We start from the raw sequence: 15,149 nt of genomic DNA on the forward strand, positions 1-15,149 counted from the left end.
CCGTTCCTGATGAAGGACCCGCGTTACCACGGCACATTCGTATCTAACGGAACGTTCTTTAGAACAGAGATCATTACCGCGCAAAGGGGAGTTATCTTAAATAATGCCACTATAAATGGAAATGACTTCAAACAATTTTTTGATACTAACCCAGCCAGCAGCACCTACAAGCAGTTTAATATTAACCCGGCCAAATTTAATGGCGGTAAAGCAACCACTTATGTTGTTGGTACCGGTAACTCGGCTAATGATGATAACGGCTCATGCTGGTTGAAGAAATGGACCGATCCGGTAACAGATATCACCCTGATACATGATTACAGTTCACGCACCTCATGGATGGATCTTCGTTACGGAGAAGTATTGCTTGATTTTGCCGAGGCTTCATTCGAGTTGGGCAAACCGGCTGCCGAGCAGCTATCGGCCATTAACCTGTTGCGTGCAAGAGCGGGCATACCTGCACTTGCTACCATCAGCAGGGCCCTTATCCGTCACGAACGTTTGGTAGAACTATCCTATGAGAACAAAAGCTGGTGGGATTATACAAGGTGGAGAGCTTTAGCAACCGACTTTACCAACAGACAGGAGTATACCATCCAATGCTACTGGGATCTGGATACGAATGATTATGTGTATATCAAGCAAAACTCTGGTGGTACCAGGACCCTTAACGCGAAATATTACTATGCTGATATCCCGAGCACTGATGCTTCACAAAATCCATTACTGGTACCTAACCGTAACCCTGGTTATTAATAATTTACCGGGCTTGTGTATAAGTTAGCTTATGCACAAGCTCATTTGATCTATTGCTATGAATAAGATATTATTGTTTAATCCCAAAAGCGCCAATTCTAAATATAGAATACCCAATTCTATTTTAAATATCGCCGCGTCTATTGAAGGAAAATATGAATGGGTAATTGTTGACGGGAATTGCGAAGCCGATCCTTTAAAGAAGATGGAAGCTTATATAGATACCGGCGAGTTTAAATACCTGGGTTTTACGGTAATGCCGGGCCCGCAATTAAGGCAGGCTATATTGTTTTCCAAAGCCATAAAACTAAAATATCCTGATACAAAAATGATATGGGGGGGCTACTTTCCATCTAATCAGCCAGACGCTGTATTGTATTCCGGCTATGTTGATTTTATCATAAATGGCCCGGGCGACCACGCCTTTCCGGCGTTAATTGATGCACTGGAAAAAGACGAGCCGTATGAATTTATAAGGAACCTTATTTACCGGGCCACAGATGGCAAACTAATTAAAACAGCTAAAGAGGACCTGATAGACCAGGATTCGCTACCGCCATTACCTTACAATAAACTAAATGAATTTTATCCTATCCCCAAGTTTTTAGGCAAAACCTATTTGGGCGAAAAAACATTGGCCTATCATTCCAGCATAGGTTGTCCGTTCACCTGCTCATTTTGTGCAGTGGTACCTATTTATGAGGCAAGGTGGAAGGCAAAATCGGCACAAGCTGTTTATAACGACATTAAAGATATTAAAGATAAATGGGGCGCTACCGCGATTGAGTTTCATGATAATAACTTCTTTGTTTCTGAAAAACGCGCGGTTGAGTTTTCAAAACTAATTGAACCCGAAAATATGTCCTGGTGGGGAATGGCCCGTATTGATACGATGCATAAATTTAAAGACTCATCATTAGAAGCCATACGCAGGGGTGGGTGCAAGATTATATTCTTTGGTGCCGAAAGCGGCAATAATGCCATTTTAGCGCAGTTGGATAAAGGAGGCACCCAAACCGGCAACCAAATACTTGAATTTGCCGAACGCCTAAAGAAGTTTGACATTATTCCAGAATATTCATTTGTGTTAGGCACTCCTGCACCAACGCCGCAGCAGGTTATGGCGCAAATTGATTTTGAAATAGATTTTATTAAAAAAGTAAAAGCGATAAACCCGAGAACAGAGATCATTATTTATACCTATAGCCCCGTACCTACCGAGGGATCAGAACTATATAAACAGGTATTGGCCAGCGGCTTTAAATTTCCACAAACGCTGGAAGATTGGATAAGCCCGGCATGGGAAAATTTTGATATGAGGAAAAACCCGCTCACGCCATGGCTAACACCCGAAATGATTGATAAGATAAGGAATTTTGAAACAGTGCTAAATGGCGTTTACCCAACAACAACAGACATCAGGCTAAGCAAACTAAAACGTGCGGCTATAAAAGCGGTATCAACTTTGCGCTATAAAATAAATGTGTACCAATACCCATACGAGATAAAGCTGCTGCAACGGGTTTGGAAATATCGCCAGCCGGAAATACAGGGATTTTAAAATTAAAGCCGTTGGATATAAGTGTTAAAGATATTGCAAAGAAACATTCAAAAAAACCAGAGACCGGTTTTGAAGAACTTTATATTGCGGTTAGGCAGCACGAAAAAAAGGTTTATACCGACGACCAGTTAAAAGCCCTGCCCGATTTTGATACCCACTCGCACGAGTGGGAGATAAGGAAACAATCAAGCGGCAGATTATTAACTCATTTAGGAAAGAAGCACAAGTATTTAAATATACTGGAAGTTGGCTGCGGCAACGGATGGTTATCGGCAAAAATGGCCGATATGCCTCATACAGATGTAACCGGCCTTGATATAAACCACACAGAAATTAGCCAGGCGAGTCGTATTTTTAAAAAGCCCAACCTTCAATTTGTATGCGATGATTTTAACGATCGTACATTTGATAAGGCGCGGTTTGACGTGATTGTTTTGGCTGCATCATTACAATATTTCTCATCGATAGTTACTGTTTTGCAACAAGCACTAAATATTTTAAACCGGGGCGGCGAGATACATATTATTGACACACCATTTTATGACCCGCCGGAAGTTGGCAAAGCAGCCGGGCGTTGCCGAGATTATTATAACGATATGGGCATACCAGAAATGGCCGATCATTATTTCCATCATACTATAAGCGGCTTTGGGGGATTTAACTACCGGGTGCTTTTTAATCCCGGCAACCTATTTAATCGCATATTTAAAAAAGAACCGTTTTACTGGATAGCTATTTATAAATAAATCATGTTGTTTACACCTATAACACATACTTACAAACGCCTGCGCACATTGCAAACGCACCAGATATCTGCCTTGCCGGTAGTTATCCTGATGCCGCATAGTGCCTGCAATTGCAGGTGTGTAATGTGCGATATATGGAAGGACAATAAAAATCTGAAACAGCTTACCGAACAGGATATAAACGATCTGTTGTTATCGTTGAAAAAATTTGGAACGCAACAGGTGGTCATGTCGGGTGGTGAAGCTTTGCTGAATACCAATTTTTTTAAGCTTTGCGAAATATTAAAAAAGCAAAATATTAAAGTGAGCCTGCTTACTACGGGTTTATCTATAAAAAACAATGCCCCGCTGATATTAAAGTGGGTTGATGATATGATAGTTTCGCTGGATGGTGACGAGGCCATACATGATGCTATCCGCAATATCCCTAATGCTTTTAAAAAGCTGAAGGAGGGTGTGGAGCATATTAAATCAATAAACCCTGATTACCGTATTACATCGCGTACAGTTATACATCGTATAAATTTCAGGAACTGGCCGGCAATTATTGCAGCAGCAAAAGCAATGGGTATAAACCAGGTAAGTTTTTTACCTGCTGATATTAGCAGCCATGCCTTTAACCGCCAAACTGCATGGAGTGAGCCAAAGCAGCATGAAATTTTAATAAGTGAAAAAGAGCTGCCTGAACTACAGGAGGTTATTAATACCATACTTAGTAATACTGCTGATTTTAATAGTGGATTTATAGCAGAATCTGCTGCGAAAATTCAGGATATATATAATTACTACGCGGCATTTTATGGCTTAAATGCGTTTCCGTTTAAAAAATGTAATGCACCATGGGTATCAACAGTAATAGAGGCGGATGGCAGTGTGCGCCCCTGCTTTTTTCATGATACTATAGGTAATATACGAGATAACTCGTTGGCCGATATATTAAACAGTAATGAAGCAATCAATTTCAGGAAAACACTGGATATGGGCACCAATGCTACATGTGTAAAATGTGTATGTAGTTTAAATTTGTCGCCATTTGCAAAATTATAATATAGTATGATGAACCTGAAGGAAGCTGTAAGTAGCCGGCAACCAACGTTACTGCAGATAATTATATTATTAACCATATTGCAATTGCTGGTTACCTTGCTTACAGATGGTTTCGCCTTATCATTTGATGAGGCCATGTGGCACTACATAGGCCGTAACTGGTTTAGGCATGGTATGGTTCCTTACTCGGGCGGAATTGACAATAAATCTCCTTTAATATTTGCCATTTTTGGTTTATCAGATACGCTTTTTGGTGTAAATTATTGGTTCCCCAGGGTGGTGGCTACCGTCTGCCAATCAATAAGTATATACTATATTTATAAAATAGCTAAACATGTTGCAGGCCAACAAGCTGGTATGTTAGCAATATCGTTTTTCGGATTATCATTGCTTTGGCATGGCACAGGCGGCAGATATGTTGCATTTACAGAAACTTATGAGGTAATGTTTATTGCCGTAGCGGTTTATAAATACCTTACCGCGCAAAATAAAAAAGATGTTCTAATCAGTGGCTTAATGGCTGGGTTAGGATTAGGGTTTCGTTTATCAGCAATTTTTGGCATCCTTACCCTAATTATTTCATCATTACGTAAAAGCAGGATATACAGCGTGACGTTTTGTGCAGGGGTATCATTAAGTATTCTATTTCTTGCAGCGGCGGGTTTTTTTGCAGGCATCAATCTTCATAGTTTTCTCACCTATGGGCTGTCAGATAATTTCGGAGCAGGCAGTGCTACCGATCGTAGCCTGTTATGGAAGCTGGAAAATTTTTCCGATAAGTTTTTTTATTCAGAGATCATCCTGTTTTATCCGTTGGTGCTGGCTTATATTTTTATAAAAAGAAAGGTTGATTTGTTTGTTTTATGGCTCGTCCTTGAGTTTATCGGGATAAATATCATTGGCATTTATGGCACGGTACATCTTAAAGACCTGCTGGCCCCATTATCATTAATGAGTGCGTTTACTATTACCTGGTTGGTTAATGTTCATAAAGTGCCGGTAAGGCCCGTAATGGTTATTATATGGCTCACTTTCTTTCCCAAATTATTGGAACCACTGGTAAATATCAAAAAAATACTGATTGGCGGTACAGGCCCGGTAGAAAAATATGGCATACGACCCTACATTAAACCGAACGAAGGTTCGCGAAAAGAACTGGGATTATGGATAAAAGCCAATACATCCTACCTGGATAAAGTTTTTGTAGCCGGTTTTGGCGCGCAGGTGCAGGTTTACTCAGAAAGAATATCGCCAACAGTTTACTTTAATGCCACTCAAACCCGGATGGCAAAGGAGACATTCTTTCATGATATGCAAATAAATAAGCCGACAATGATACTTGTTCCTTTGTTTTCAGAATATGAGCAATTGGTAGGTACAGATATGCGGCAGTTTGTTAATGAACTGATACAGAAGAATTATTATTTATACAAAACAATGTATAACTATAATATTTACAGGATGAAAAAGTAAGCACTCATGTTGAAGTATAATACAAAACCGGGGCAACCCATTAACTTTTAAAAACGTAGTTATTTATACAAATGAATAATATACTGTTCTCACACTCGTATTTTTTACGATTTGACCCTAAACAATGGTCATTGGGCCAGCCTTATGCTCCGTTGGGAACATTATATGCTGCTGCGTTAATGCGTGAGAATGGCTATAACGTTTCTTTATTTGATACGATGTTTGTTGAAGATCCAAACAGAGTTATTCCTGTATTGGAAAAAATACGCCCCGATTTTTTTGTGATTTATGATGATGGATTTAATTATCTCACAAAAATGTGCCTCACCAATATGCGTGAGGCGGCCTTTAGCATGTGTAAAATGGCTAAGGCAAAGGGATGCACAGTAATTGTTTCCAGTTCAGACTCGACAGACCGTTATGAGGAGTATTTGAGAGAGGGTGCCGATTTTGTAATAATAGGCGAGGCCGAACATACTTTGCTTGAACTGGTTAACCATATTGAAACCGGCCTGGAAGATCACACTGCTATACAGGGATTGGCTTTTATAAATAAAGATAACAAAGCGATTAAAACAATACCGCGCCCTGTTTTAAAGGATCTTGATAGCTTGCCGCTGCCGGCGTGGGATTTAGTTGATATGGAGCGCTATCGCGAAAGTTGGTTAAAAAGCGTAGGTTATTTCTCTATAAACATGGGTACTACCCGCGGTTGTCCGTTTAAGTGTAACTGGTGCGCCAAGCCCATTTATGGTAACCGCTATAATTCGCGCAGTCCCGAAAATGTAATAAAAGAATTAAAATTGCTAAAAGACCGATACCCGATAGACCATATATGGTTTTGTGATGATATTTTTGGCTTAAAACCAGGTTGGGTAATGGAATTTTCGCAACTAATTCAAAAAGAAAACCTGCGTACCCGTTTCAAAATACAATCAAGGGCTGATTTATTGGTAGATGAAAAGTTAGTGGCATCATTAGCAGCATCAGGTTGTGAAAATATTTGGATGGGTGCTGAAAGTGGGTCGCAAAAAATATTGGATGCCATGGATAAAGGCATAACGGTTGAGCAAATACAAATAGCTACCAAATCCATGAAGAAAGAAGGTATCAAGCCGTCTTTCTTTATCCAGTTTGGCTATCCCGGCGAGGACAAGGCTGATATTGCTTTAACTATTAAAATGATAAATGAACTGTTACCATTTGAAATTGGCATATCTGTTTCTTACCCGTTACCCGGAACTGTTTTTTATGATAGGGTAAAAGCTGATCTGAAGAAAAAAACAAACTGGACCGACTCTGATGAAATGGCTTTGATGTTTAGCAACACATTCCCCCCAACCTATTATAAGCAACTGCATAAATTTGTACATAAAAACTACCATATGCACCTGGCAAAAAACAGCATTGTTAAGCTAATTAAAAACCCATTGGCTATTAATATCGGAAGTTTAAAAAAGGCGTTGTCTGTTTTTTATTATACCCCGGCAACTTATATTGAACGTTTGAAGCTTAATCAATTAGAAAGAATATAATGGAAGCCGTGGCAGAAAATATAAACGAACAATACGCGGCAAAAGCTTTCTCTGCACAATCGGAAATATTTGACGACATATACTCGGGCAATACTATTGTTAATTATAAACGCGGCAGGGTAAGGGCCCACGTTTTGCAATTCCTGCGGCCCGGCGCATCTATATTAGAGCTAAACAGCGGCACCGGCGAGGATGCTGCTTATTTTGCCGGTCTGGGTTACAAAGTTCATGCTACAGATATCGCCGAAGGCATGCAGCAAAGGCTGCGCGAAAAAGCATTAAAATACAACCTGGATAATTTAATAAGCACAGAGTTGTGTTCTTTTACGCAACTGAATAATCTAAAAAACAAAGGGCCCTTTGATTATGTTTTCTCCAATTTTGCAGGTTTGAACTGTACAGGCGAGCTGGATAAAGTGCTATTATCGTTACCTCAGTTATTAAATGAAAATGGTGTGGTTACGTTGGTTGTTTTACCCAAATTTTGCTTGTGGGAGTCGTTACTGTTATTTAAGGGTATGTTTAAAACTGCTACGCGCAGATGGTTCAGCAAAAATGGGGTAAAGGCGCATGTGGAAGGCACGTATTTTTCTTGTTGGTATTATAACCCATCCTACATTATTAATACGCTGAAAGATTCATTTAATGTGCTTTCTGTTGAAGGGTTATGCACTATCGTTCCGCCATCCTACATTGAGCATTTTGCCGAAAAGCATCCGGTTGTATACGAGCGACTAAAAAGGCTTGAAGACAAATACCGGTTTAGCTGGCCATGGCGATCTATTGGCGATTATTATATGATATCGCTCAGAAAGAAATAAGATAAATAAACAAATCTTGTTACACGCGATGATGAAACAAAATGTAACAAGTGAAACAAGATTTTGACTTAAATAATTGTTTATGAGTTGATTAGTGAAAAGTGATGTAACAAAATGTAACAACTTATTCGTCAGTATTTTCAAGTGTGATTTTAAGTTTTTTAATTGATAATCAAATAATTACAAATTGTCTGATTTAGAAGTGATGTAACAAGTTATTGAAACAAAATTACTGACCATATAATGTCGTCCATTAAAGTACATTTATTAATTGGCCAGGGTATTTTGAGGAGAAATTAACAGTCTTGATATTTTATTTTGATACTGCTCCAGCAACTTGCTCTGAAAATTCTTAGGATCGGGCTTGGCATAATGCTTGTTGACATCCAGCCCCATAACGGATCCTTTTGAATTTACCTTTTTTAACTGTGTTTTCTTTAGCCACCTGTTTGCTGTAATTTTCATTAACATGTTGTCAATGGCATTGCCTAAACGGTTATTCAGCAGTTTTTCAAACAGTGCTTTAAAAAAAATAGGCTTTAATGGTTTTGCAGATGATAATCGCATAATTTTATTGGGCAAATAAGCCCTTGTCCAGGCATTTGCCGAATAAAAATTTTCTATCGTAGAATCGCCTTGTAAAGGTATCAGGGTAACAACCTCTATTGCTGTATATATGGTTTTTTCAACAATTTCCAATTGCTCTTCATCTATATAATAGTTCATGCAAAAGTAATCCTGCTTGTTTACTAAATAGGTTAACTTTTTAAACAGATGCATTAACGTTCGCGCTATCCATAAACGATTTTTAGCTGTTATAATAAACAGGTCAATATCAGAGTTCTCATCAGCAAAGTTTTTGGATAAGGACCCCGAAATAGCTATACCGCGCACATAGGGGAATTTGATCAATATCTCACTTACCTTTTCGGCAATTTTAATCAACTCTGTAGCTTTTTTATTTCCTTCACATCTTCTGGTTATTAAAGAGTAATCATTTTTAAGGGTATAGAAGTTGCTGAATTGATAGACGGATTGATTAGCGATAAGGCATCTTAGCGCACCATCAAAGTCTTCCTGCTCATATTTATTCTTTAAGAATAAATATATCTCAACGCTGGTTAACGGATAATTAAACAGATCAAAATAGGCCAGCGTAGCTAATATGTTTTCCTTTACCTCAGTCACGGATGCTCTGTTATTAGTGGATATTATCAATGCAGGGGACTTGTTCATCTTTTTATATTGATGACGGAAATATCTACGGATAGGTTGCCTTGTGTTAAATAAAAAAACAGCTTTTTTGGGTTATAACATATATGCTTTGCAAAGTATAGGGGAAATCGCGAAAAGGGATTGCCGGTGGTAAGGCTAAAATTGCTCCGTTAGAAGCAAGATACGAATAGAAATGTACCCTCTTTCCGCGCAGCGAAGAGGGTCGGCGAGTGAAGCAAAGCCGGCGTGAGTCAACTGAGCGCGTTCATTATCAACATCAAGGCTTATAGGAGCTAAATGGTACTAAACAATCCGTTTAGCATTATCCTTAACAAAGGTATCCCAACCCGAGTAGGATTTTTTGCTGGTGCTTTTGCCCGTGCTTATTTTTTGGAACGAATGGCAAACAGCTACAGCAAGCCCGTCGGTAGCATCTAAAAAATCGGGCGTTTCTTTAAAACTTAGCAGGTTCTGCAACATAGCAGCAACCTGTTCTTTAGTAGCATTACCGTTGCCTGTTATAGATTGTTTTATTTTACGGGGCGAGTATTCTGTAACCTCAATGCTGCGCGAAAGCGCCGCCGCCATAGCTACGCCCTGCGCCCGGCCAAGCTTAAGCATTACCTGTATATTTTTGCCATAAAAGGGGGCCTCGATAGCCAGGCAGTCGGGCTTGTAATTATCAATAAGGGCAACAGTTTTTTCAAATATGCGCTGCAGTTTTAACATGTGGTCATCAATCTTATCCATTTTAACCACGCCCAGGCTAATCAACTCAATTTTTGGGCCGGTCTCTTTTACCAGCCCATAACCCATAACCGCTGTACCGGGGTCTATGCCTAAAATTATACGCTCTTTTGTGTTTATTACCTGCATTTTATCTATTTAGATTTAGAAGTTTTTTAACTTCTAAATCGGGGTGTTCCGGATATTCCTATTACTAAAAATATGGAATGCCCTAAAGTTAACTATCCTTCTATATTATTCAGCATAGCCATGTATTCTTTTCTGGTTATCATGCGCGCACCCATTGATTCCATATGGTCAGAATGTACCTGGCAATCTAATAACTTATATTTCTTGCTTTGGCACAGTGCTATTACCGCGGTTTTTGAGGCATTACTTACTTTGCTAAACATGCTTTCACCGCAAAAAATATCGCCAACAGCTATACCATACATGCCGCCAATCAATTCATTCTCCTGCCATATTTCAATGGAATGTGCATGGCCCTCATGATGAAGCTTTATATAAGCTGCCTTCATATCGTTAGTTATCCATGTTCCGTCCTGGTCTTTACGCTCAACGGATGAACAAGCCTCTATTACATCAGCAAAACATTGGTTATACGTTACCTTGAACCGGTTTGAATTGAGCACTCTTTTCATACTTGATGATATCAGCAACTCATCCGGGTAAAGCACAAACCGTTCATGCGGCGAGTACCATAAAATTGGCGTATCATCACTATACCACGGGAATATCCCTTGTTGATAAGCCAGCATTAAGCGCTCTGTAGAAAGGTCGCCACCCACTGCCAGCAAACCATCCGGCTCGGCCAGTTCAGGGTTGGGAAATTGTAAGTGCTTATTGAGCCTGAATATCATCAGGACAAATTTATACCTTACCGTAACATAAAAGCTAAAGGCGTTAAACTATTTATAAAAGTGATTTGTCACACCTGTATACTTACAATCTAATTCTTCAACAATTGCTGGTACTTAATGCCATTAGCCGGATCGGCTTGCGAAAGAATATTGTAAGACTGCAACCGTTCCTGTGGATCGGTATGAGCAAATAACGATACCAGTTCATCAGCTTTAGCTGTAAAAAAAACTAACGGAAACATTGCTCCTAAACGTTGCCTGTCTACTTGTGTAAGTATTGGTATTAAAGCCAAAATAGCCTTGCGCCCTTTTGTAGTATTATCTGCCATTAAATCCAGTCCGTTACGATGGTAATCATATAAGAAACCACGCAAAGATGCATACGTCTTGTTATTCAAATTCTCGGCAAGCCAATAGCGGTTGGTATTACTATCAAAAGCCTTCCAGCCTTTGTAAGACGATGTTTGCGCGTTTGTAACTATATTTTGTGCCATGTTAAAATAAGCCGAGCCGCCAAATCTTGAAAAAGTATCATAATCTGCACCGGCAATTACATAAGCATAAAATGCCATTACAGAGCTCAGATTAGATTGAAAACTTTGATCGGAATAATCAATAGTTTGCCCTTCGGTATAAACAAAATCAAAATCCTTATCATTAATGCTTAACAGGGTAGAGTTATAGTTGGAGTTAAAAACCGGGCGTGATGATTGTACCTGTAATTCGCCGCTATAATTACTGCCATTATCCCAGGCTGTAATGTTTAATACAAAATTACAATCTATCCTTTCTTGTGGCAATACGGGGTCGGCAAGCCATTTGTGCCCGTTCAAAAAATCTTTCATTGCTGTTTCCAGCGCTTGGAACGCGCGTTTATTGGTGGTTTGTATTTTAGGGGCAAGCACAGTAACATGTGCGTTTAGGTCCTGGGCAGAAGCCGTTAACCCGCAAAGCAACAATGTTATATAAATACTAAATAACCTCATTTTTTAATAAGCGCTATAACTTTTTGGCAAATATCTTTAGCAACATCCTCTTTATTTTTAAGGTCGAAGGTGGTTTTTTGCAAATCGTGGTCTATAATGGTGATCTTGTTAGTATCGGATTTAAAACCCGCGCCCGTATCGCTCAACGAATTTAGTACAATAAAATCAAGGTTTTTCTTTTTAAGTTTTTCAATAGCGTTTGCTTCTTCGTTATTCGTCTCTAATGCAAAACCCACCAATAGTTGGCCGTCGTGTTTATTATCGCCCAAAAACTTTAAAATATCAGTAGTCTTTTTTGTTTCGATGGTAAGCCCGGCCTCGTGTTTCTTTATTTTTTGCGTGGCGATGGTAACCGGCGCGTAGTCTGATACCGCGGCGCTCATAATACATACTTTAACCGTTGCGAAATATTGCTGGCAGGCCTCAAGCATTTCTGCAGCGGTAGTAACATCAATGCGTTTAACCAATCGTTGTTTGCTCACTTGTGCAGATGGGCCCGAAACCAGCGTAACATCAGCACCCAGCGAAGCCAGTTCATCGGCAATGGCAAAGCCCATTTTGCCCGATGAATGATTGCCTATAAAGCGTACCGGGTCAATAGCCTCATAAGTTGGGCCGGCGGTTACCAGTGCCTTTATATCAGCTAACGGGAGTTTTTTTTTAATATCAGCCGATAAGAAGGCTATGATCTCTTCAGGCTCGGCCATGCGCCCTTCGCCATGCAAGCCGCTGGCCAGCTCCCCATTACCGGGAGCGATCATAATATTTCCAAAAGATTGCAGGGCAGCCGCGTTTTCTGTAGTGGATGGGTGCTTCCACATATCAAGGTCCATAGCCGGTGCAAAATATACGGGGCATTTGGCAGATAAGTATACGGCGGTTAATAAATTATCGGTTAACCCATTAGCCATTTTAGCCAGCGTGTTAGCACTTGCAGGGGCTATAATTATGAAATCGGCATTTAAGCCTAATTCTACATGATTATTCCATTCACCGGTTTCGGGAACAAAGTAGTCTGTTAATACCGGATTTTTTGAAAGGGTTGAAAGCGTTAAAGGGGTTATAAAATTGGTAGCGTCGGGCGTCATCACTACTTGTACATGTGCACCTGCTTTAATAAGCAGCCTTACCAGTAAAGCCGATTTATATGCAGCTATGCTGCCGCATACACCCAAAACGATATTTTTACCCTCAAGCATAGAAATAAAGTAAAAAACAAAAATTCAAAATTCAAAAATAAAGGTACGCAATAAAACGCCCCTGTTTGGCTAAAGCCTACTTTTTGAATTTTGAATTTTACCTTTTGAATAAAGAAGCTACTATTGCTCCTTTATCGGATTGCGATAGTAAATTTTATCATCTAAAAATTCCTGAACTGCTACCAATGAAGGCTTAGGCATTTTCTCGTAATATTTAGAAATTTCAATTTGCTCGCGGTTTTCAAATATCTCTTCCAGATTATCATTTGATGATGCAAATTCAGAAAGCTTTGCATGCAATTCCTCTTTTATATTATTTGATATCTGGTTAGCCCTTTTTGACATAATTACCAGCGACTCATAAATATTGCCTGTTTCTACATCCAGTTCGCGCAAATCGCGGGTCACGGTACTGCTGGCTATAGCAGGTTTGTTTGTTGTATTATTAATGTTGTTACTCATATCTTTTTTTATTATGGCATTTTTTTATGAATGTCCGGTCTTTCCGAAATCGGTATAAATACAGAATCTTTTTTAGCAAGTCTTCTATAAAGTTTATCATCATTAATAGCCTGGGCTATTATACGTTTGGCATTAGTTATACCAACTCCACTGTCTTTTCGTAATCCCTGGGCTGCACTCAAGTATGTGCTTTTAGGATATTTTTCAATAAACTGATCGGCAAATGCTATAGTTTGAGTGTAACGCTCTTCCTGTTTAAATTCACGGCTTTGATGAGCATATTCATATTGTGCTTTGATGGTTAAATACTCCATCTCTTCTGCATATTTTGTATCCGGGTAATCGCGCAATGTATTGCCAAATGCAATAACAGCAGCCTGATTATCGCCAATAATTAAATACAATTTTGCGTTCGAATAGGCTTTTAGCTCCAGTCTGTCGCGTAAATTTTGTATTAGTTTACTTGCTTCGGCAACGCGCTCACTTTTTGGATAAAGGTTAATAAACAGTTGTAATGATTCTATACACTTGGTAGTATTTTCCTGATCGAGTGAAAATATAGGTGCATCCAGGTAATAGCAATAGGCGGTGTAAAACCGGGCCTCTTCTGCTCTCGGGTCAGAAGGGTATGAGGTTGCAAACTCTTTAAAATGATAAGCCGCTGCAGTGTAATCCTTCAGCATATAGTTGGTCATTGCATTATCGTAAAACAGGTCTGTAGCGCCATCCTGCCCGCGATAGCGGGTTAGTAAGGTTTCAAATAAACCTAATGCTTTACTGTACTCCTTCCTTTTATACAGCCTTTGAGCTTCCTGGAATTTTTTAGCATTATCATTACTTGCTTTTAGCTTTTCATACTTGCTTTTGCAGCCTGTAACTGCAACAGCTAATACAAATAATATGCAGGCAAATAATGATGAATATTTTTTAAACATTTTGCAAAGATAAGGGAATATTATAAATGAGTCAATTATTTATTTATCGGCTAATATATAGCGTGTTTTTTACATGTATATATATAGGTATGTATTTTAACATCTTTTAACGTATGGGTTTAGTGAGTAGTATATATAACAGCCAGTATTTAGTATCCCGATACTGATCTAAATATAGCTGTTATTATATAGTATAGATAAATCTAAAATTTACCTTACAGGTTGCACCATGGTCTGCTGATATTTTTTCAGCCTGATTTGCAATCGTTTATCCCATAATATAAAATTAATGTTAATAACCATTTGCTATAATCAATACTGTGTGTACCTTTGCAGCCCGCAAAAGAGATAGCGCGGTTGTTCTAAAACACTTCAAAATACAAGGCGAAAAAATATTTAAAATATAATTTGCAGAAGTAAAAAAGGTTCATACCTTTGCAGTCCCAAAAGAAAGGGGCGCTAAATTAAGCGGTTACCGAAAGCGATTTTCGGATACAAAAATTGAAAAAGTAATCACTGTTAAAGGTGATAACATAAATACAGATTCACTGCGACAGTGGAATCGATAAAGTTCTTTTAGGAAATAGAAAATCATGTAGTGAGCGGGCCGGAAGGAAGGCATCGGAAATTGGGAAAGTAGTCAGTAATGACTAATGACTTAATGACCAATGACAGGCGAACGGTTTGCGAACAAAAAAGAAGAGGGAATACTGGAGAGATATTGTATAAAGAATACTATACAAAATGATTAACAGATTCTATTATTAATAATAGGGTCAGTGAATCAAACAACACATTTTACAATG

14 protein-coding genes are annotated in these 15,149 nt (G+C 39.0%); 7 read left to right on the plus strand and 7 right to left on the minus strand.

Features of this window, described 5'->3' with window-relative positions; translation table 11 throughout:
• From JWP71_RS03355 to JWP71_RS03385, 7 genes are all read left to right on the plus strand, one after another.
• A partial coding sequence (locus JWP71_RS03355) for a RagB/SusD family nutrient uptake outer membrane protein (protein ID WP_299497132.1) occupies positions 1 to 756 on the plus strand: 756 nt, incomplete at its 5' end.
• Positions 757 to 814: 58 nt separating this feature from the next.
• The gene (locus tag JWP71_RS03360) at positions 815 to 2,317 is read left to right on the plus strand and encodes a radical SAM protein (protein ID WP_299497134.1); all 1,503 of its coding nucleotides are present in this window, start codon (positions 815 to 817) and stop codon (positions 2,315 to 2,317) included.
• Positions 2,281 to 3,063, plus strand: coding sequence for a class I SAM-dependent methyltransferase (locus JWP71_RS03365; protein WP_299497137.1), 783 nt, complete (start codon positions 2,281 to 2,283; stop codon positions 3,061 to 3,063). The genes JWP71_RS03360 and JWP71_RS03365 overlap by 37 nt, the downstream gene beginning before the upstream one ends.
• A 3-nt stretch (positions 3,064 to 3,066) precedes the next feature.
• Positions 3,067 to 4,110 carry a radical SAM protein gene (locus JWP71_RS03370; protein WP_299497140.1) on the plus strand — a complete coding sequence of 348 codons (1,044 nt, stop codon included), beginning with the start codon at positions 3,067 to 3,069 and terminating at the stop codon, positions 4,108 to 4,110.
• Positions 4,111 to 4,116: 6 nt separating this feature from the next.
• Complete coding sequence (locus tag JWP71_RS03375) at positions 4,117 to 5,583, plus strand: glycosyltransferase family 39 protein (RefSeq protein ID WP_299497143.1); 1,467 nt, start codon at positions 4,117 to 4,119, stop codon at positions 5,581 to 5,583.
• Positions 5,584 to 5,654: 71 nt separating this feature from the next.
• Complete coding sequence (locus JWP71_RS03380) at positions 5,655 to 7,118, plus strand: radical SAM protein (RefSeq protein ID WP_299497146.1); 1,464 nt, start codon at positions 5,655 to 5,657, stop codon at positions 7,116 to 7,118.
• Positions 7,118 to 7,939 (plus strand): methyltransferase domain-containing protein, encoded by an 822-nt coding sequence (locus JWP71_RS03385; protein ID WP_299497149.1) that lies wholly within the window; start codon positions 7,118 to 7,120, stop codon positions 7,937 to 7,939. The genes JWP71_RS03380 and JWP71_RS03385 overlap by 1 nt, the downstream gene beginning before the upstream one ends.
• Positions 7,940 to 8,206: 267 nt before the next feature.
• On the opposite strand, the gene JWP71_RS03390 is transcribed toward JWP71_RS03385, so the two are convergent.
• The 7 genes from JWP71_RS03390 to bamD form a co-directional block, all read right to left on the minus strand.
• Positions 8,207 to 9,127 carry a nucleotidyltransferase domain-containing protein gene (locus JWP71_RS03390; RefSeq protein ID WP_299497152.1) on the minus strand — a complete coding sequence of 307 codons (921 nt, stop codon included), beginning with the start codon at positions 9,125 to 9,127 and terminating at the stop codon, positions 8,207 to 8,209.
• 330 nt (positions 9,128 to 9,457) lie between these two features.
• The gene (ruvC, locus tag JWP71_RS03395; protein WP_299497155.1) at positions 9,458 to 10,030 is read right to left on the minus strand and encodes a crossover junction endodeoxyribonuclease RuvC; all 573 of its coding nucleotides are present in this window, start codon (positions 10,028 to 10,030) and stop codon (positions 9,458 to 9,460) included.
• Between the two features lie 92 nt (positions 10,031 to 10,122).
• Positions 10,123 to 10,761 (minus strand): leucyl/phenylalanyl-tRNA--protein transferase, encoded by a 639-nt coding sequence (gene aat / locus JWP71_RS03400; protein WP_299497157.1) that lies wholly within the window; start codon positions 10,759 to 10,761, stop codon positions 10,123 to 10,125.
• An 89-nt stretch (positions 10,762 to 10,850) separates the two neighbouring features.
• Entirely contained in the window at positions 10,851 to 11,747 is an 897-nt protein-coding gene (locus JWP71_RS03405; protein WP_299497159.1) for a DUF4835 family protein, read from the minus strand.
• Positions 11,744 to 12,946, minus strand: coding sequence for a bifunctional phosphopantothenoylcysteine decarboxylase/phosphopantothenate--cysteine ligase CoaBC (gene coaBC, locus JWP71_RS03410; protein WP_299497163.1), 1,203 nt, complete (start codon positions 12,944 to 12,946; stop codon positions 11,744 to 11,746). The genes JWP71_RS03405 and coaBC overlap by 4 nt, the downstream gene beginning before the upstream one ends.
• Before the next feature lie 120 nt (positions 12,947 to 13,066).
• Complete coding sequence (locus tag JWP71_RS03415; RefSeq protein ID WP_299497165.1) at positions 13,067 to 13,408, minus strand: DNA-directed RNA polymerase subunit omega; 342 nt, start codon at positions 13,406 to 13,408, stop codon at positions 13,067 to 13,069.
• Between the two features lie 11 nt (positions 13,409 to 13,419).
• Positions 13,420 to 14,343, minus strand: a complete 924-nt coding sequence (gene bamD / locus JWP71_RS03420; RefSeq protein WP_299497167.1) for an outer membrane protein assembly factor BamD — start codon at positions 14,341 to 14,343, stop codon at positions 13,420 to 13,422.
• Positions 14,344 to 15,149: the final 806 nt, after the last annotated feature.

It is taken from the genome of Mucilaginibacter sp. (genome assembly GCF_028287845.1).
Lineage (GTDB): Bacteria > Bacteroidota > Bacteroidia > Sphingobacteriales > Sphingobacteriaceae > Mucilaginibacter.

Bases quoted from the DNA above. Each gene is read 5' to 3' on its own strand.
- JWP71_RS03415 (WP_299497165.1), bottom strand. From the start codon at position 13,408: ATGAGTAACAACATTAATAATACAACAAACAAACCTGCTATAGCCAGC.
- JWP71_RS03370 (WP_299497140.1), top strand. From the start codon at position 3,067: ATGTTGTTTACACCTATAACACATACTTACAAACGCCTGCGCACATTG.
- aat (WP_299497157.1), bottom strand. From the start codon at position 10,761: ATGATATTCAGGCTCAATAAGCACTTACAATTTCCCAACCCTGAACTG.
- ruvC (WP_299497155.1), bottom strand. From the start codon at position 10,030: ATGCAGGTAATAAACACAAAAGAGCGTATAATTTTAGGCATAGACCCC.
- JWP71_RS03380 (WP_299497146.1), top strand. From the start codon at position 5,655: ATGAATAATATACTGTTCTCACACTCGTATTTTTTACGATTTGACCCT.
- coaBC (WP_299497163.1), bottom strand. From the start codon at position 12,946: ATGCTTGAGGGTAAAAATATCGTTTTGGGTGTATGCGGCAGCATAGCT.
- JWP71_RS03360 (WP_299497134.1), top strand. From the start codon at position 815: ATGAATAAGATATTATTGTTTAATCCCAAAAGCGCCAATTCTAAATAT.
- JWP71_RS03385 (WP_299497149.1), top strand. From the start codon at position 7,118: ATGGAAGCCGTGGCAGAAAATATAAACGAACAATACGCGGCAAAAGCT.
- JWP71_RS03405 (WP_299497159.1), bottom strand. From the start codon at position 11,747: ATGAGGTTATTTAGTATTTATATAACATTGTTGCTTTGCGGGTTAACG.
- JWP71_RS03375 (WP_299497143.1), top strand. From the start codon at position 4,117: ATGATGAACCTGAAGGAAGCTGTAAGTAGCCGGCAACCAACGTTACTG.
- bamD (WP_299497167.1), bottom strand. From the start codon at position 14,343: ATGTTTAAAAAATATTCATCATTATTTGCCTGCATATTATTTGTATTA.